Source organism: Pelagibaculum spongiae (genome assembly GCF_003097315.1).
GTDB classification, from domain to species: Bacteria; Pseudomonadota; Gammaproteobacteria; order Enterobacterales; family Pelagibaculaceae; genus Pelagibaculum; species Pelagibaculum spongiae.
The window spans coordinates 49,951-67,836 of the sequence record NZ_QDDL01000013.1 but is presented as its reverse complement, the minus strand read 5'-3'; the positions used below and the strand labels follow the sequence as shown (position 1 = coordinate 67,836).

Annotated in this window: 16 protein-coding genes; 1 reads left to right on the top strand and 15 read right to left on the bottom strand. The window is 44.3% G+C overall.

Translation table 11 applies throughout. The features are described from left to right. The first annotated feature begins 38 nt into the window (after positions 1-38). Positions 39-644 carry a hypothetical protein gene (locus tag DC094_RS20020; protein WP_116688907.1) on the top strand — a complete coding sequence of 202 codons (606 nt, stop codon included), beginning with the start codon at positions 39-41 and terminating at the stop codon, positions 642-644. 123 nt (positions 645-767) lie between these two features. Here DC094_RS20020 and DC094_RS20015 read toward each other — a convergent pair whose 3' ends face one another. The 15 genes from DC094_RS20015 to rsxB form a co-directional block, all read right to left on the bottom strand. Then, entirely contained in the window at positions 768-1,061 is a 294-nt protein-coding gene (locus DC094_RS20015) for a hypothetical protein (protein ID WP_178030940.1), read from the bottom strand. A 378-nt stretch (positions 1,062-1,439) separates the two neighbouring features. Continuing rightward, positions 1,440-1,733, bottom strand: a complete 294-nt coding sequence (locus DC094_RS20010) for a hypothetical protein (RefSeq protein ID WP_116688906.1) — start codon at positions 1,731-1,733, stop codon at positions 1,440-1,442. A gap of 188 nt (positions 1,734-1,921) precedes the next feature. After that, entirely contained in the window at positions 1,922-2,149 is a 228-nt protein-coding gene (locus DC094_RS20005; RefSeq protein WP_116688905.1) for a FeoC-like transcriptional regulator, read from the bottom strand. Between the two features lies 1 nt (position 2,150). Further along, positions 2,151-4,442 carry a Fe(2+) transporter permease subunit FeoB gene (feoB, locus tag DC094_RS20000; protein ID WP_116688904.1) on the bottom strand — a complete coding sequence of 764 codons (2,292 nt, stop codon included), beginning with the start codon at positions 4,440-4,442 and terminating at the stop codon, positions 2,151-2,153. 122 nt (positions 4,443-4,564) lie between these two features. Then, complete coding sequence (locus tag DC094_RS19995) at positions 4,565-4,792, bottom strand: FeoA family protein (protein ID WP_116688903.1); 228 nt, start codon at positions 4,790-4,792, stop codon at positions 4,565-4,567. Positions 4,793-4,953: 161 nt separating this feature from the next. Next, the gene (locus DC094_RS19990; RefSeq protein WP_116688902.1) at positions 4,954-6,582 is read right to left on the bottom strand and encodes an FAD-dependent oxidoreductase; all 1,629 of its coding nucleotides are present in this window, start codon (positions 6,580-6,582) and stop codon (positions 4,954-4,956) included. Positions 6,583-6,856: 274 nt separating this feature from the next. Further along, positions 6,857-8,968, bottom strand: coding sequence for a bifunctional metallophosphatase/5'-nucleotidase (locus DC094_RS19985; protein WP_116688901.1), 2,112 nt, complete (start codon positions 8,966-8,968; stop codon positions 6,857-6,859). Between the two features lie 381 nt (positions 8,969-9,349). After that, a complete protein-coding gene (gene gloA, locus DC094_RS19980; RefSeq protein ID WP_116688900.1) occupies positions 9,350-9,757 on the bottom strand; it encodes a lactoylglutathione lyase in 408 nt (135 codons plus the stop codon). 130 nt (positions 9,758-9,887) lie between these two features. Continuing rightward, positions 9,888-11,015 carry a fatty acid desaturase gene (locus DC094_RS19975; protein ID WP_116688899.1) on the bottom strand — a complete coding sequence of 376 codons (1,128 nt, stop codon included), beginning with the start codon at positions 11,013-11,015 and terminating at the stop codon, positions 9,888-9,890. A gap of 354 nt (positions 11,016-11,369) precedes the next feature. After that, positions 11,370-12,002: an endonuclease III gene (gene nth / locus DC094_RS19970; protein ID WP_116688898.1), complete on the bottom strand. Its 633-nt coding sequence runs from the start codon at positions 12,000-12,002 to the stop codon at positions 11,370-11,372. A gap of 3 nt (positions 12,003-12,005) precedes the next feature. Beyond that, entirely contained in the window at positions 12,006-12,707 is a 702-nt protein-coding gene (locus DC094_RS19965; RefSeq protein WP_116688897.1) for an electron transport complex subunit E, read from the bottom strand. Further along, entirely contained in the window at positions 12,700-13,371 is a 672-nt protein-coding gene (gene rsxG / locus DC094_RS19960) for an electron transport complex subunit RsxG (RefSeq protein WP_116688896.1), read from the bottom strand. Before rsxG ends, DC094_RS19965 begins: the two co-directional genes overlap by 8 nt. A gap of 22 nt (positions 13,372-13,393) precedes the next feature. Next, positions 13,394-14,413, bottom strand: coding sequence for an electron transport complex subunit RsxD (gene rsxD / locus DC094_RS19955; RefSeq protein WP_116688895.1), 1,020 nt, complete (start codon positions 14,411-14,413; stop codon positions 13,394-13,396). Positions 14,414-14,416: 3 nt separating this feature from the next. Beyond that, a complete protein-coding gene (gene rsxC / locus DC094_RS19950) occupies positions 14,417-17,293 on the bottom strand; it encodes an electron transport complex subunit RsxC (RefSeq protein WP_158527412.1) in 2,877 nt (958 codons plus the stop codon). Continuing rightward, complete coding sequence (gene rsxB, locus DC094_RS19945) at positions 17,290-17,877, bottom strand: electron transport complex subunit RsxB (RefSeq protein ID WP_116688942.1); 588 nt, start codon at positions 17,875-17,877, stop codon at positions 17,290-17,292. The genes rsxC and rsxB overlap by 4 nt, the downstream gene beginning before the upstream one ends. Positions 17,878-17,886 lie beyond the last annotated feature (9 nt).

Genomic DNA, 17,886 nt, shown 5'->3' with positions numbered 1-17,886 from the left:
ACGAAGGATCAGCTATTTTTCTTTGACAAGGACTCGATATGAAAACCTTTCTTGCTGCTGCAATTGCCCTTTCATGCAGTGTTGTTAGCACCGGTTCGGCTCAGGCCAGCGATGCATTTCTCAGTTCAGAACTTTCTAGTGTTAAACCTGGTTGGCAAGGCCAAGCACAGCAGCAAAATGTTGAACTGGATACCAGTCAACAACAATCCTTTGGTTTGAGAATTGGCAAAGTCAGTGAGCAGCGCCGTTATTATTTAGGGTTGCAGTTAGTCAGTGCCGATAAAATCCAAATGACCAGTTTTACCGGCAATCATGATTGGCTGTGGCGTGCAGGTTCAGTTAGTTTTTTCTCGGGGCTGACGGCAGGGGTGGATATCGCCAGTTTTGAGCCAGAACTAAAAGTAGGTTTTCTGAATGATCGCTATCAAATAAAAGCCGACACCGCTTTAGGTTTTGGTTATGGCGGACAAGCAGGTTTTTTGTGGCAACCTAGCAGTCATCTGCAATTAGAGCTGGGATTTCAGTTACGTAAGAGCACCTTGTCTGCAGATATTGAAGTTCAATTGGGTAATGGCTTGCCGGGCAATGCGGATCTGGAAGATTTACAGCGAGCATATATTGGTTTGAATTATCGAATCGACTAAGTGATTGATTGCAAAAAAGGCCTTCTAAACAGTCTTTGTAAATTGTTGGAATGGTTGTTGTGACATTTGATGATAGTAGCCACTGGGAAAGATTCAGCGGCTACTGTCAATTTAATTATTAGATTATTCGGCAGCAGGTTCTTCTTCAGCGGGTGCTTCTTCGGCAGCTGCTTCCTCTTCTGCAGGCGCTAGTGATGCTTCAATCGGTGGTAAGATTTCCTTATCAAGAAATATTTCCAAATCCTTCATCATAATTTCTTTGACTGGTCCCATATCAAACTCATCACCTTCTACACTACCGGCGTTGACTATCTGTACCAGTTCTTTGACGATTTCGGTTAAATCCGAAGAGAGTTTGTCTTTTAATTTAGGCAGAATTAAACCTAGCTGGATTTTGAACGCAATATCATCTGACATTAGAAATTCCTGATTATTTGATCGGCTCTATCAATATAGCAGGGGATTATCAGGTCGAAAGCTCAGTCTGCGGGGCTATTTCAGTCGTCTGATTGTGATATCGATTTTTGGTTATTCATAATAAGGAGCTTACGGATAAGCTAAAGCCCTTATCTAGTTGATTGGTTGCTAGTTTGCTTAGTAGGTTGGCAGATAAGGGCAGCTTTGTAGTGATCTTGAGGATTTAAAAATTTGCTAGCTGAATCACATTTGCGGCAGTTGTTTTATTACCTTTCAAAAGGTTTTTCTAGTGGCTTAATAGTCAATAAGTAAGAAGATCAGGAAACTATCAAATAGGTGATGTTTTGGTTAATTTAACAGCTTCCTGACATTGTTTAATTATTCTGCTGCTGGCGCTTCTTCAGCAGCATCTTCTTCTGCGGATTCTTCTTCAGGGGGTGTTAACTCGGCTTGAATAGGAGGTAGGATTTCTTTATCAAGAAATATTTCCAAATCTTTCATAATGATTTCTTTGATTGGGGCTAAATCAAAAGCTTCATCTTCATCAAGACTACCTGCGCTAACAATTCCCACAAGTTCTTTGATGATTTCGGTTAAATCTGGAGCGAGTTTATCTTTTAGTTTGGGTAAGATTAAGCCCAACTGAATTTTGAACGCAATATCATCTGACATTTTGTAACACTTCCTGATTGATTAATCTGCTGTGACCAAATGGTCGGAGTTTTCATCAAGCAGTCGGAGTTTTGCAAATTCAGAGGGTGAAAACAATTGGCAGAACAAGTTTTTACGTGACGGTAAATCACCTTGAAACAAAAAAATGCTCGATTCAAAGAATACGAGCGTTTGAAAAACATCGGTGCTTATTTACCTTTACCGGCACCTTTCCAGTAATAATAAGTTTTACTGGCGGAATCACATTTACAGCAATCACCGCATTTGTCTGGTGTCGCTTTTGCGATCAAACCTTTACGGATCCAGACCTGCAGCATGCCTTCAATTGCCGAAGGTTGGCTATTGAATTTCAGACTTAGCTGTTCGAGCGTTGCCTGTTGATTGTGATGTAAAAAATCTCTGATATCCGTCAGCATTTTAAGCTCCCTGCTGGTTGATCTGCCAGCGCTTCATCATGCTTAATCCTGCAAGCGACAATACGATTAATCCAGCGACCCAACTCATGCTAATGATTGGCTGAACTGAAATTTGGCTGATTTGATAAAAACCAACTGAAACAATCCAGGCCATGGTGAAGGTCCATGCAGCGGAGAACAGCATCCAGTTTTTACCTGCTTCACGTTGAATGGCACCCAGTGCGGCAACACACGGGGTGTAGAGCAGAATAAATAACATGTAGGCAAAAGCAGCGGCGGCACTTGGGAAAACTGCTTGAATTTCCTTAAAGGTGCCTTTGGTGACTTCTTGCGCTTCGGCTGCGTCGTCTAGTTCTCTACTGGCGGCTAAATCCATCCCTAGCGGGTCAGATAAATTCGCCATTACGTCTTGCAGGTTTGCCGGTATGGTGGCAAACGCCTCAGCGATTGTATCAACCAGTGAAAATTCAGCAGCATCTTCTGGATTAGTTTCGGTTCGGGCATAAAGCGCGTCTAAGGTTCCAACAACGGCTTCTTTGGCGAAAATACCGGTGAAGATGCCAACAGTCGCTGGCCAGTTTTCATCGGTAATGCCCAGTGGGTGGAATGCTGGAGTAATGGCTTTGCCTGCGACGCTCAATATTGAGTTTTCACTGTCGTTGTTGCCAAAGCTGCCATCAGCACCGATAGAACCAACAAAGTTAAGTGCAGCCACTACGATGACGATGGTTTTACCCGCGCCTAATAAAAAGCTTTTGCTGCGCTTCCAACATTGAATCCAGATAGTCGACAAGTTCGGCATATGGTACGAAGGTAACTCCATTACCATCGGACTAGATTGACCGGGCAATAAAGTTTTACGAAGCAAAAATCCGGTTAGCATCGCCATTGCAATACCGGTCAGATAAAGCGCGAACACTACATTTTGACTGTTTTGTGGAAACAGTGCTGCAGCAAATAAGGCATAGACTGGTAACCGAGCACCACACGACATGAAGGGTGCCATCATAATGGTCACTAAACGATCGCGTTCGCGGTCTAATGAGCGGGTTGCAGTAATTGCCGGAACGTTACAACCGAAACCAACTAATAAAGGAACAAAAGCTTTGCCTGGCAGGCCAATAGCTTGCAAGGTTTTATCGATAACAAATGCAGCCCTTGCCAGATAACCAGTATCTTCCAAAAATGATAAAAATAAATAGAGGAAAATAATCACTGGAATAAAGGTGGCAACAGTTTGTAAGCCTGCACCAATAGAAGTGATAATGGTAATTAACCATTCAGGAAAACCAATTGAACCGAGCCATGCGGTTGGTCCATCGACAAATAATGCGCCGGCTGAAATATCGAAAAAGTCGATAAATGCACTGCCGATATTAATACTGAACAGAAACATTAAATACATTACGGTTAAAAATACCGGAATTGCTAACCAGCGATTTAACACCCAACGATCAATTTTTTTTGTGATATCTTTTTTCAAGTCGCGAGTTTTTGAAATTGCAATCTGGCAGATGCCGCCAATATGAGAATATTGTGCATCGGCAATAATAATATCCAGATCTTCAGCTAATTCAGTTTTAATCTGGCTATTCATTGAATCCAAACGCTGCTGTAGACTTTTGGAAACTTTAACTTCTTTAGGTGCGGTGCCTTCCAACAGTCGTAAAGCCAGCCATTCATGGGGAAAGTTATGCTGTGCGTTGATTGGCTGAAGATCAGTTCTTAATTGATTTATTGCATTGGCTAAAACCTCAGGCCATTGCATTCCAAACGGTAATTCTGGGCGCTGGGAAAATGCCTGAATGTGCTGTTTGAGGGTGGCCATACCTTGGTTTTTACTGGCGCTGATGGGCACAACTGGGCAGCCTAATTGTTCAGACAAGGCCTGAGCGTTGACTTCAATACCTTTGCTGGCAGCAACATCGGTCATGTTGAGCGCAACCAGCATGGGTTTGCCCATAGTCAGCAACTGGGTAGTTAAATATAGAGAACGTTCCAGATTACTGGCGTCAATAATGTTCAATACCAAGTCGGCGTTATCGGACAGAACAAAATTGCGAGCAATTTGCTCGTCAATAGCACCTTCTTCAACCGGCAAATCAAGAGAATAAGCGCCGGGTAAATCGGTGAGCAGTGATTCTTGCTCGGCTAACAGAAAACGACCTTGTTTACGTTCAACCGTAACACCCGGCCAGTTACCTACGGTTTGTTTACTGCCGGTGAGGCGATTGAAAAGGGTGGTCTTGCCACAATTAGGATTACCCACTAACGCAATATGCAAGGTACTCATGCTACAGCTGCTCCACTTCAATAACGCCCGCTTCAGCCAGTCTCAAAGAAACCTGCATAACTGTGCGAACCTCAGTTGAAGGATAAACGTCGCCCACTAGGTCGATATACAAGGTGCTCATGCTACAGCTGCTCCACTTCAATAGCGCCTGCTTCAGCCAGTCTCAAGGAAACTTGCGTACCACGAACCTCTATTTGTATCGGATCGCCCATAGGGGCAGTTCGAACGAAGCTAATTTTGGCGCCGGGCGTTATTCCCATTGACAACAATTGCTTGCGATAGCTAGGGCTAGCTTTAGAGAGGCTAATAACACGAGCTTGGTTGCCGGGACTAAGCTGATTGAGCTTCATTGGGGTCGTTGCCTTGAATCACACAAGAATAATAATGATTCTCAGTTTGCGCCAAATGAGAATAATTCCCAATGATGCTAATCAATAAAATTTGCTGCCGATAGCACTGGCAGCAAATTTTATTAGATACAACTGAAGTTACAGCTGAAAAGAATGTTACATCAGTTGTTTATATCGGTTTTTTTGATTGCGGAAGAATAGCGTTCAGGGTTGATTTGATCGAAGTAATCTCTAAAGGAAGGTAGTGCTTGCTTGAGTCGACCAAAGTCAGTCTTGTCCATTACCAGCACTAGGCTATCTTCCAAGGCGGTGACTACACCGGTGGTAGCTACTTGGTTCTCCAGTATTTTTTCACCCCAGTGATCGCCCGCACCAATCTGTTTTACAAATTCTTGTTGATCATCTGTGGCAGCAATGCGCATTTCAAGCTTGCCCGAAACCACGATATGTAATCCATCTAACAGTTGATTCTGGTCAAACACCAATTCTCCGGCTGAAAAGTGCATGTATTTACAGCCAGAACCTGATGCTTGCTGAACCTGCACAATGGTTCTTGGCAAGAAATAATCATAAAACCAGTTAAGGCCGACACGAAGTCGAGTGGCGAAGCCAGGCAAAAGGGCAATATAAAAGCTGCGCCATAATAGCCAGGCAAAAAGCCCTGACATATTAATGCCAAACATACTGGCAACACCGGAATAGTTGCCGAGCGATGCCAACATGCCGCGAGGCGTGAAGGTAAATGCCGTCATGGCTTTGCCTGACTCTAATGCATGAATATTCTTTGCCAACTGACTAGCTTCGCGCACCGTGAACTGTGCGGTGGGTGGAGCAAAGTCAGTTCTTTCGGTTGGCTGATCTTTTAACGGCACCAATGCGGTGTCACCCAAAGACCAAATATTGGATTGCCCTTCAACTTGTAAATGTCGATTAACGCAAATTTTACCGTGTTGCTGGGGCAAGTCGATTTTGCGAATAAAAGGAGACGGGCCGTTGCCGATGGTGCAAACGATGGTTGAGGTGTTTAGCTTTTTGCCGCTACCAAGCGTTAAAGTCGTTGCCGATGCAGATTTAACCCCTTCGTGTAATAAAATTTCAACGCCACGTTTTTCCAGTTTTTCTCTGGCGTATTGGCTGAGCTTTTCAGGTAGTTCCGGTAAGATTCGAGCACCCGATTGGACCATGATGCACTCAACATCATCCTTATTAATATTGGGATAAAAACGCAGGGTGCGTTGAATCATTTCTACCATTTCACCAATGGTTTCAACACCAGAAAATCCACCGCCAGCCACTACAAATGTCAGCATGCGCTTTTTAATCACTTCATCTTCAGTCACGTCAGCTAGCTCAAGGCACTGAATAATATGATTTCTAAGTTGGTGGGCATCGGAGAGGTTTTTCATGGTTAAGCTGTGCTGTTCAAAACCATGAAACGATTCAAGGTTAGTCACCTGACCGGTTGCAAGTATCAGATGATCATATGCGATTGGGATTAATACTCGCTTGCGCCCTTGCACCACGATTAATTGTTTTTTTTCTGTATCGACATCGACCACTTCTGCCTGACGGACTTTTACTTTGGGCAGTAACAGGCGAAGTGGAGATACCGCATCTTGAACATTGATAGTGCCAGAAGCGACTTCAGGCAATAGCGGTTGGAAAACAAAATAATTATTTTCACTGATTAATTCGATTTGGTACTGATCACCCGATAATTTTTGTAGTTGTTGGGCGGCAAATACACCACCAAATCCACCGCCGGCTATTACAATCCGTTTTTTCTGCATCTTTTACTCTCCTTTAGCTATGTAGGTTAAGGTAGCAGTCAGGGGAGAAAGTTCAGGTTGAACAGATAAATAACAAAGGGTCTTGTTATTTATCTAGCAGGTGCTGGGCTGCAACCAGATGCCGAGCATCCGCATTACTGTTGTGCTGCTTGTTTTTAAAAAATCAAATAAAAGAAGTGGGTGTAGCGGAGAGGTGTATATCAATTATTTGTTGTTGGAAATAAAAACGCCCAGCAAGGGCTGAGCGTTTTTATTGATCTGCAAACAAAAATTACTACTTGTAATTCACAGTTACAGTTTCAAATGGAAGAACATTAACTTGTTCACTTGCTAATGTCTTGGCTTTGAAGTAATCGATGATAGTTTGTGAATCCATATTGCAGTTATTGCCATCAGCTTTGCAATCAACTGATTCGCCTTCCTTGTAAACGGCATAGTATTTGTGGCTGGCATCATATTCTGTAACAGGGACTTTGTTACCTTCTGAATTTTTATACAGATAGCTAACTACGGATTGAGCTTTATATGCATCACCTGCTTTTGCAATATCTACACGCTCGGGTGATCCAATCTGAGCATTCATAATTTCACTCCAACCATCACGACCATTGGAGTTATAGTTACCTAAGACCACTGTGTACTTGGTCGCATCTTCCAGTGGCTGCCAGTCTGGAGAAGCAACAGTACCCATGTTGACTTTCACATTACTCAATTCACCAGTAGCATCAACACGTTCGCCGCTTTCCATGTATGCCTTAGCTGTCTCAGTAAAGGTATACATCATGCCGCCAACGTAAGGGAATTTACCTGCGTGAGGGCTATCTGTAGCATCCATTGGCAGTGTTGGAGCAATGGTACTGGCAATCAATTTTTGGATTTCTGCGCCAGTCATGTCGATAACTGACATTTGAGTGGTGTAAGGATAGATATCGAACTTGGCTGTACCTTCTTTAAAGTCGCCGTATTCGAAGCCCTTGCGAACACCACCGGCAGGTGCAAACGAAATGTGAACTTTTTTATTGTTTAAAGCAACTTGAACTGGAGTGCTGTTAGCCCAATCCAAGATACCTTGAGCAATGATTGGAGCCGCGTCTGACCCGTGGTTATCCGAGCCTTTTTCGCCAGGGCGACGAACATGAGCAATATCATTAGCTACTTCACCAACTACTGCACCATAAGCAGCATCAACAGTAGGTTTATACTCTGAATTGATGCGTGCTCGCAGTGTTGCGTTTTCTTCTGTAAGTTCAATTCGCTTGCTTGAACCAATGAATTCAACTACTGCATCACGAGGGTCACCAGCTAATTTGTTTTCATCAGAGCGAATAGTTGATGAGTAGAAAACCTTATCTGATAAAAGGGTGTTGTTTCCTACGCAAGACTCAACTTCACCATATTGGTTGAATTTGATTTTTACCTTGCCAATTGCTTGAGCATATTCACCAGCTTGTACAATACATGCGCCATTAACCATTTGCGCATATTGGCCAGTATCACCTTTACCTAAGTCAGTGAAATCACCCAGTAATGTGTGAGAGTGGCCACCAACAATTACGTCTACACCAGTGGTGCCTTTAGCTACTGCGATATCACGTGACATGCCAATGTGAGTCAGTAGGATAATGTTATGAACGCCGTCAGCTTTTAGTTGATCAATTAGCTTTTGAGTAGTTTCTATTTCACTTTGGAAAGTTACACCAGCAGTTTTGTCAACGATTCCTGGCATATCTTCAAGAACAAGACCAATAACGGCGATAATTTTTTCGCCTGCATCTGCGCTTTTTGCAGTATCAATCTTGCGTTTGACAACGCCATCAAATGCAAATAACTGGTATGGCTTTAGCTTGTTTGTATCAGCAGTTGCAAGTTTAGTATCTCCGGATACATCGATATTTGCTGCAACAACAGGGAATTCAACAGCACTAATAAAGTCCAGAAGTTTCTGGTTGCCGCCGTCAGCTTCATTTTCAGTTAAATCGAATTCGTGATTGCCTAAAGCCATCGCATCTAATTGCATGCGAGACAGTAAATCAGCGTTTGCCGCACCATCAAATTGCTTGAAGTATGCAGACCCCTGCCAAGCATCGCCACCATGTAAAAATAGCATCGGGGTTTGCGCAGCAGCACTTTGCGCACGAGCTTCATTTGCCGCTTGCATAATGCGAGGGTAGCCGCCGAAATTAGTGTATATAGCTGTACTTTCAGAGCCAGGCTTAAAGCTGGATCTCACTGGGTCAAAGCTAGAGTGGGTATCATTTACATGAGCAATGTCTAGCTCAAAGGCATCTTGAACGATAACTTTTTCGTTCTTGTTGTCATTGTTGCTATTACAACCAGCAACCATTAATGATGCTGCAATCAGTGTTAGTGGAAATAACTTCTTCATCTAAAATTTCTCCCCCAGAGAAAATGAAAATTGCATGGCTCACATGCATGGTTTGGCAGTCTACGATGATCTTGTTTCAATTAATTGACCGACAGCATATTTTATTCTGCAGCCATTACTTGACAATTCCAAAGCAAGACGTGACGAACTACCATACAAAAGATTTTTGGGAGGAAAGTTATGTTTTTTTTGTGTTGTTGAGTTGTTATTAGTTTGATGTCTTTTGCAAACAATGACTTATATTAACTCACATTTATTTTGTTGATGTTACTTTATAACAAACGTATCGAACGGCTGAATTGTGATGTATGTCATGCTTTTGTCGCTTATATCAATTGACGCAGGGCACGAAATACCCTGCATCATAAAAAAGACAGAAAACTAGCCTTCTAAGCCTTTTCCCGCACTTTTTGCAGTGATTAATTCAATCTTGTAACCATCGGGGTCTTCAACAAAAGCAATTTCGGTTGAGCCGCCTTTAACAGGTCCGGGTTGGCGAACAATTTTTGCCCCTGACGTGGCAATTTTGTCGCAAGCGCTATAAACGCTTTCCACTTCTATTGCTAAGTGACCAAATGCGGTTCCATGGTCATAACTGTCAGTTCCCCAGTTATAGGTGAGTTCTAAAACCGTATTTTCAGATTCATTGCCATAGCCCAGAAAAGCCAGAGTATATTGATATTCCTTGTTTTCTGAAGTCCGTAATAATTTCATGCCTAAGACATCGGTATAAAACGCTATAGATTTTTCAAGGTTGGCGACTCTGAGCATAGTATGTAGTAGGCGCATAAATTTTTCCTTCATTCATGGGTTTTGGCTGGTATTAAATCATACAAGAGCATCTGAATATGACGTATTAAAAAGGCCGCGTTAAAGCGACCTTTTTAATACTGTTATTAATAATATGGACTTTAGATGGTTAAGTTAATTGGCCAAATCGGGCTAATTTCCAACGTGCCTGTTGTTCTTCAAAAGCTGCTTTTAATTCATTAGCTTTTTGTTTTAGATCGGTTGCTTGCCACTGCTCTTTATACTGCTGTTTTAAATCTTCAAGCTGATCCATTTTGCCTTCTAGCCACTGTTGGCGAAATTGACTCCATTCACGCAGAGACTCCATCACTGCTTGGTATTGAGCCTCCAGCTTTTCTCTAGCCTGTTGGCCTTTTAATCGTTTGCTGGCATTTAAATACTGAGTTTCGATTTTAGCTCGTAGTATTTTAAATTCACTGGTGCGTTTTAGATTTGAAGTTAAGCCGATTTTCGAACAGCTCCAAATCATCCATTTGGTTGGATCGAACTGCCACCAGTGAATGCCGTTGCGGTAGTCGAATTGAAAAATATGGTGAAAGTTATGATAGCCCTCGCCATAAGTCAGTAGCGCCAAAAAATCGTTATCTTTGGCGGTGTTCTTATCGGTATAAGGCTGACGGCCCCAAATATGAGCCAGTGAATTGATAAAGAAAGTAAAGTGCTGATTTAGAACCACTCGCAGCAAACCTGCCAGTAGTAACATGCCCCAGATATCGCCATTCAGCCAGCCAAGAAACATCGGCAATGCGATGTTAATTACGGCTAACAGCGGCAAATAGAGCTTGTGTTGCCAGATTACGATAGGGTCTCGCTTCAAATCCTGTAATTTGGAAAAGTCCGAAGTGAGCGGATCATAATCACGCAACATCCAACCGATATGGGAATACCAGAAACCACGGGTTGCGGCGTAGGGATCTTTTGCCGGATCATCGACGAAAGCATGGTGTCTTCTGTGTCCACCAGCCCAGTGCAGAATACTGTTTTGAACCGCTGCGCCACCCCAAATTGCCAGCCATAAACGAAGCAACCAATGGGCTTCAAAGGCCTTGTGTGACCACAGTCGATGGTAGCCAGCAGTAATCCCGGTACCGGTAAACAGCATGAACAAGCCCATGGTTGTCCATTCCACGGCATCAAAGCCATAGCTGAAGCCATACCAAGGAATCAGTGTCACAGTTGCCAGAGTTGTAATAATAAAGAACAGGGTTGTTAGCCATATACGGCGAGGCTTTTCCATGGAGTGTCTCTTTGTTATGTAATGCAGCAATTACAGTGTAACCGGATCGATAACGATGAAACAGAGTAAAAGCGATATTGAGTGACCAGTCGGTTTAAGTCGAGTTGTAGGCTTGATAAGTCTAAGGCGCAATCAGGCACTTTTGGAACATATCGCTAGAAGTCTGATTTCGCTGTGTGCCCCACAAGGAAGTGGGAAATGCCGAAAAATGTATGGAACATTTTCGGCCTCATCAAATCTACGCTGAGTGCTTAAAACGGCTCAAGTATTACTTGATAAATTTAGATAAATCAGACGTTAGAACGGCTTGTAAACAATAAGCTGCAAAGGACATAGTGGTGTTGAGCTTTAAACCTATTCAGTTTTTTCTTTGAACTCACACAGATCTTCAATAATACAACTTCCACAACGAGGCTTTCTGGCGATGCAGGTATAGCGCCCATGCAAAATCATCCAGTGGTGTGCATCGAGCAAGAACTCTTTGGGTAAAAACTTCATCAGGTTCTTTTCAACTTCCAGAACGTTTTTACCGGGTGCGACTTTAGTTCGATTGGAAAAACGGAAAATATGCGTGTCGACGGCCATAGCGATTTGGCGAAACGCAGTATTTAATACAACATTGGCAGTTTTGCGCCCAACACCGGGTAATGCTTCTAAATCTTCTCGGTTATCCGGCACTTGGCTGTTGTGATTTTCAATCAGTTGCTGGCACAGCTTGATGACATTTGCCGACTTGGTGTTATATAAACCAATGGTTTTGGTGTATTCCTTTAAGCCATCCAAGCCCAGTGCAAAAATTGCTTCGGGTGTATTGGCGATTGGATAAAGCTTTCGAGTGGCTTTGTTAACGCCCGCATCAGTTGCCTGTGCAGAAAGTACCACGGCAACTAATAGTTCGAAGGTGGAGTTATATTCCAGCTCGGTTTGTGGGTTTGGGTTTTCAGCACGTAACCGCTGAAATATTTCAGTTCTTTTTTGTTTATTCATAACCTACTTAACTTCGACTACTTGCGGCTCGGTATTGAATAGTTCGGCTCTAGCTTGTTTTTGCTTACGCTTCTGATCCAGCCAGTTCTTTCCAGCAATTAAAAAGCCTAAACCGAGGAAGGCACCTGGCGGTAAAATGGCGAATAAAAAGCCTGGATAGTCAGCACCAAAAACGCTCATTTTCCAATCAGCAGCAAATTCGCCCAGTAATAAATCCATGCCATCAAATAGGGTGCCTGCGCCTAATATTTCGCGAATTGCACCCAGCAATACCAATACCAGAGCAAAGCCCAAGCCTTGCATTAAGCCATCGATAAACGACGGTAGTAGCTTGTTTTTTGAAGCAAAGCCTTCGGCGCGCGCCAAAATAGTACAGTTGGTGACAATCAATGGAATGAAGATACCGAGGTTTAAATACAGCTCATAGGTAAAAGCATTCATTAACAGTTCGATGGCCGTTACAAAGGCTGCAATCACTAGTACGAATATTGGCACTCTGATTTCATCAGGAACAAAATTACGGATTAATGAAACAGTAGTGTTAGACATCACCAAGACAAAGATAGTCGCCAGCCCCATGCCCAAACCATTGACTACGCTGCCGGACACCGCCAATAAAGGACACAGGCCAAGAATTTGCACCAGAGCCGGGTTATTGCTCCACAAGCCTTTTTCGCTGATTTGCGCTAACGATGGACTAGCCATGGTTATTGTCCTCGCTGGTTAATCCATTTGATGCCGTTTTTTTCTGATTGTTTTCTAATGCAGGTTGAGCAAAAAATGCTTTTTGGTTGGCTTGGAAATATTCCAAGCTGCGGCGAACAGCACCGACAACTGCTCTTGGAGTAATCGTCGCACCGGTAAATTGATCAAACTGGCCGCCATCTTTTTTTACCCGCCAGCCTGAAGGTGTTGGGTTGCTCAGACTTAAACCATCAAAGCTAAGCATCCAATCATTTTTCCGTAACTCAATTTTATCGCCTAACCCCGGCGTTTCCTTATGGCTGACTACTCGGGCACCGGCTAAGCTGCCATCGGTATAAACACCAACTGATAATTGTATCGGGCCGCCGTAACCATCGGGTGCGCTTGGGGTAAATATAGCGGCGACCGGTTTGCCAGAGTTCAGCAATGGAAATACAGTAATTTCACCACCAAGGCTTTGAACGTTCAATGTGAATGCTTCAGAAACCGGATCGTTGTTATAAAGGTTCGCTGGAATCAATGCTTGAATGTTTAACTCAATAATTCGGCGCTTTTGCGCCGCAATAGGTTCAATGGTTGCTTTATTAACCACCGCTAAAACAGCGGTAGTAATTAATGCGAACACCGCCAGAATTAAGGCGTTTCGAGAGATAGAAATAATCATATTTTCTCTTGTTCCTTTCTGGTTAGTGGCCGTAGGCACGAGTTCGGGTTAAATGATCAATTGCTGGTGCTGCCATATTCATTAGCAAGACTGCAAAAGCGACAGCGTCTGGATATTGACCAAAGCTACGAATCAACCAAATCAGCAAGCCAACTCCTGCACCAAAAATCAAACGACCTTTTGGTGTGGTGGATGCAGAAACTGGGTCGGTGGCAATAAAGAAGGCACCGAGCATGGTGCCGCCGCTAAACAAATGCATTAACGGTGAGGCAAATTGGTCAGGGCTGAATGCATAAAACAAAGTTGCCGGAACCAATAAACCGAGCAACACCGCTAACGGAATTCGCCATTCGATCACCCTGCGGCTCAACATATAAATGCCGCCAAGCAACAATGCCAGGTTAATTAATTCCCAGCCACTGCCGCCAACCCAGCCAAAAATAGGTTGCGTGATAATTTCACTAGTGGTTTGGCCGTTAATTAAACCGGTGCGCAAACTATCTAATGGTGTTGCCATGGTGAATGCATCAATCGGCTGGCCATTAAAACTACTGCTAAAAGTAATCTGCGCTGCTTGCAGTAAGTTAGGTTGTAACTCACCAACGCCAATCGGCGCTAACCAGCTGGTCATTTGTACCGGAAATGAAATCAGCAGCAAGACATACCCGGCCATTGCCGGATTAAAAGGGTTATTTCCCAGTCCACCATATAACTGTTTGGCGATGGCAATAGCGAATACAACACCCACCACCGTCAGCCACCAAGGTGCAGTCGGCGGAATGGCGATAGCCAGCAATAATGCGGTGAGTAGGGCGCTACCATCTTTTAAGAAAAATCTAACTGGGCGCTGGCGCTGGCGAAGCATTATGCCTTCAACTAACAAAGCGGTGCCCATGGCAATCGCTAAATTGAACAGCACACCGAAACCAAATTGCCACAGCATAATCGCAATGGCAGGTACCGCCGCTAGCATCACTTGGCGCATGATCCAGCCAGTGTCTCTTCTGCCATGGGTATGAGGTGAAGATCTAAAGGCAAACATCTATCAAGACTCCATGGCCGTAGTTTCGGCCTCTAACTTTTTATTGGCTGCTAGCGCCTTGTTTTCTGCTTCAATAGCAAGTTTGCGTAATTCAGCTGCATTATCGGCATTTTCCGCCTCAGCTTCATCGGCTAGTTTGGCTGCCTTTTTCGCTTTGGTTCGGGCAATTGCCGCTGCTACTTTGAATGCTTTGATATCCACAGCAGGTTTATCTGCTACAACCGGTGATGGTTGAGCGGCATTTAAAGCTTGGTCTGCTTGATCTGATTTTTGCTGCGCATCAATAGCTAATTTACGTAATTCAGCTGCGTTATCGGCATTTTCTGCCTCAGCTTCATCGGCTAGTTTGGTTGTTTTTTTCGCTTTAGTACGAGCAATCGCGGCTGCAATTTTCAACGGTTTAAGGTCTACCGCAGCTTTATCTGTGGCTGCTGGTACTGCTTGAGCCGCATTTAAAGCTTTATCTGATTGATCCGATTTTTGCTGTGCATCAATAGCTAATTTACGTAATTCAGATGCGTTATCGGCATTTTCTGCCTCAGCTTCATCGGCTAGTTTGGTTGCTTTTTTCGCTTTAGTACGGGCAATTGCTGCTGCAATTTTCAGTTGTTTTAGATCTGCGCCAGCGGCTACTGGGGCCGCTGGTGATTTAGGTTGTAACTGAAGCTGTGATTTTTCGGCATCTTCAAAAGCCTTGGTTGCGACATCGGCTTTGTTTTGCATTAAATCAGCTGCTTTTTTTAATGCTGGGGCGTTTCCAGCATTAGTTGCTTGTGCATCATCAGCCATTTTTGCCGCTTTTTTTGCTTTGGTACGAGCAATAGCTGCGGCAGATTTCAGCAGTTTAAGGTCAACTTCAGGTGAATCCTGAGGCTGTAATTTTTCGGCTGCTTCATATTCTTTAATCGCTTTATCTGCTTTTTGCTGGGCATCTAAAGCGAAGCGGCCCAGCTGCTGGGCATCGTCACGTGCTTCGCTCTCGGCTTCTTCGGCAGCCTTAACTGCTTTTTTAGCTTTGGTGCGAGCGATCGATGCGGCAGTTTTTAATGCTTTTAGATCAGGTGCATTATCTTTTTCAGTTTGCTGAATTGCTGAAGCTAATTGCTGTTCTTTAGCGGCCACGGCAGATTGTGCGGTGGCGACTGCCGCTTCGGCGTCGGTTAACGCTTGGCCAGCGTCTTTGGCTTTATCTAATTCGCGCTGAACTTTCTTCAATTTGGTTCGAGCAATGGCCAGCTCGGTTTTCAACTTGCCCGGACTCACACCCGCATTGGCAGCTGCGGCTTTCTTTGCTTTAGTTCGGGCTAAAGCGGCGGCCACTGGGTCAAGTGACGCAGAGTCGAGAGGCGCGGATTCTATAGAACTGGTATCGCCAGAAGCTGCTGCTTCTTCTGCGGCTGTTTTGGCAGCTAACTGAGCTTTGCGTTTTTCAGCCATCAGACGATGTTTTTCAGCTTTTTGCTGTTTTTCCAATTCAATTCGTGCTTCACGTTGGTCGTGACGCATTTTTGCGTGTTCAGCTTTGTCTTTTTCTACCTGCAATACTCGAATTTCATTTTTCGAGTAGCGGTAATATTGCACTAGCGGAATGTTGCTTGGGCAAACCCAAGCGCAAGCACCACATTCAATGCAATCAAATAGATTATGTGCTTGAGATTTTTCAAAAGATTTACTTTGAGCAAACCAGAAAAGCTGTTGCGGCAGCAAATTGGCCGGGCAAACTTCGGCACATTGACCGCAACGAATGCAAGGCATTGCGGATTCTTGTGACGGCATTTCTTGTTCGGTAGCAGCAATAATACAGTTGCTGGTTTGGGTCAGCGGGGTATCGGTGTCTTTGACGGCAAAACCCATCATCGGCCCGCCCATTACCAGTCGAGATACCTTTTGGTAATCTGCTTTGGCTCGTGTTAGCAGCCAATCAGTTGGAGTACCCAAAAGTGTAATGTAGTTACCCGGCGATTTAATGGCTTCGCCGGTCACAGTGATATAACGGCGCGTTAATGGCTTGCCTATAACGATAGCGTCATAAACTGCAGCGGCGGTGGCAACGTTTTGTACCACAACACCTAATTCAGCCGGTAATTTGCCGCTAGGCACTTCTTTACCAGTGAGGATTTTAATCAGCTGCTTTTCACCGCCACTGGGGTACAAGGTCGGAATAGTCACTTGGGCAAAGGCCGAATTATTTAATTGGGCCAATGCGGTTTGAATCGCAGTAATTGCTAGTGGTTTATTATCTTCAACTGCCAATAAAACCGTTTCCGCACCGGATAAATGCTGCATGATTTCAATGCCACGCAACATATCTAGCGTGCGCTCGCGCATTAAAAGGTCATCAGAGGTTATATAGGGCTCACATTCAGCACCGTTAATAATTAAGGTGCTAATTGGGTGTTGCGGTAATCCTTTCAGTTTGACTGAAGTGGGAAAACCAGCGCCGCCCATACCGGCAATGCCGCTTTGACGAATTCGATCTAATAAAACATTTCGATCTTGATTGGCATAATCATCAATCGGTTGCAGCGCAAGTTGTTGGTCCGATCCATCAGGGATTAAAACAAAGCACTTGCCGCGAATGCCAGCCGGAGTTGGCATTGGATGATCTTCAATGGCTTGAATCTGACCAGAAGTCGGCGCAATCACCGGCAAACTGATTGGCCCAGATGCCTCTGCAATCACTTGTCCACCAATCACCTTGTCGCCAATGGCAACGAGGGGCTTGGCTGGGTTACCTATTTGCGGCTTGAGCGGCAACAATAAGCGGTCTGGCATACCAGCAATTTCACTGGCTTTGCCATTCGATAAATGCTTTTGCTGCGCAGGGTGTATGCCACCGTGAAACTTGTGAAGTTTAATTGGACTCAACTGCTGGCTCATATTTGCTTCACCGGGATCATGCCGGGTTTTTGGAAGGTCTGTTCCGGCAATGGCCACTGCCATGGCTGCTTGATTTCAACGATGTCAATACAGTCAACCGGACAAGGCTCGATACATAAATCACAACCGGTACATTCTGATTCGATCACCGTATGCATTTGCTGTGCTGCACCAACAATCGCATCGACCGGACAGGCCTTGATGCATTTGGTGCAGCCAATACATTCATCTTCTCGAATGAATGCCACGGTTTTTTTGGCCGGTTGACCGTCGCCAGCATCGGCAGCCAAAGGTAGCACTTCACGATCGAGTAGATCGGCTAATGCCGCAATGGTCGCTTCTCCGCCGGGCGGGCAACGATTAATCGCTTCGCCATTGGATATCGCTTCGGCATAAGGTTTGCAACCGGGATAGCTACATTGACCGCATTGGGTTTGCGGTAATTTATCATTGATCTGGTCGACAATCGGACTGCCTTGAACCTTAAAGCGAATCGCTGCATAACCCAGCAAACCACCAAAGCACAGAGCTAGCCCGCCCAGAGCGACTAGCGGATTGATCAATGTCTGCAATGCTTCCAGCATCAAGACAAC

Excerpts from the sequence above, each read along its gene's own strand:
- nth (WP_116688898.1), bottom strand. The coding sequence starts at position 12,002 with ATGAATAAACAAAAAAGAACTGAAATATTTCAGCGGTTACGTGCTGAA.
- DC094_RS19990 (WP_116688902.1), bottom strand. The coding sequence starts at position 6,582 with ATGCAGAAAAAACGGATTGTAATAGCCGGCGGTGGATTTGGTGGTGTA.
- rsxC (WP_158527412.1), bottom strand. The coding sequence starts at position 17,293 with ATGAGCCAGCAGTTGAGTCCAATTAAACTTCACAAGTTTCACGGTGGC.
- feoB (WP_116688904.1), bottom strand. The coding sequence starts at position 4,442 with ATGAGTACCTTGCATATTGCGTTAGTGGGTAATCCTAATTGTGGCAAG.
- rsxG (WP_116688896.1), bottom strand. The coding sequence starts at position 13,371 with ATGATTATTTCTATCTCTCGAAACGCCTTAATTCTGGCGGTGTTCGCA.
- DC094_RS19995 (WP_116688903.1), bottom strand. The coding sequence starts at position 4,792 with ATGAAGCTCAATCAGCTTAGTCCCGGCAACCAAGCTCGTGTTATTAGC.
- rsxB (WP_116688942.1), bottom strand. The coding sequence starts at position 17,877 with ATGCTGGAAGCATTGCAGACATTGATCAATCCGCTAGTCGCTCTGGGC.
- DC094_RS19965 (WP_116688897.1), bottom strand. The coding sequence starts at position 12,707 with ATGGCTAGTCCATCGTTAGCGCAAATCAGCGAAAAAGGCTTGTGGAGC.
- DC094_RS20020 (WP_116688907.1), top strand. The coding sequence starts at position 39 with ATGAAAACCTTTCTTGCTGCTGCAATTGCCCTTTCATGCAGTGTTGTT.
- DC094_RS20010 (WP_116688906.1), bottom strand. The coding sequence starts at position 1,733 with ATGTCAGATGATATTGCGTTCAAAATTCAGTTGGGCTTAATCTTACCC.
- rsxD (WP_116688895.1), bottom strand. The coding sequence starts at position 14,413 with ATGTTTGCCTTTAGATCTTCACCTCATACCCATGGCAGAAGAGACACT.
- DC094_RS20015 (WP_178030940.1), bottom strand. The coding sequence starts at position 1,061 with ATGTCAGATGATATTGCGTTCAAAATCCAGCTAGGTTTAATTCTGCCT.
- DC094_RS19975 (WP_116688899.1), bottom strand. The coding sequence starts at position 11,015 with ATGGAAAAGCCTCGCCGTATATGGCTAACAACCCTGTTCTTTATTATT.
- gloA (WP_116688900.1), bottom strand. The coding sequence starts at position 9,757 with ATGCGCCTACTACATACTATGCTCAGAGTCGCCAACCTTGAAAAATCT.
- DC094_RS19985 (WP_116688901.1), bottom strand. The coding sequence starts at position 8,968 with ATGAAGAAGTTATTTCCACTAACACTGATTGCAGCATCATTAATGGTT.
- DC094_RS20005 (WP_116688905.1), bottom strand. The coding sequence starts at position 2,149 with ATGCTGACGGATATCAGAGATTTTTTACATCACAATCAACAGGCAACG.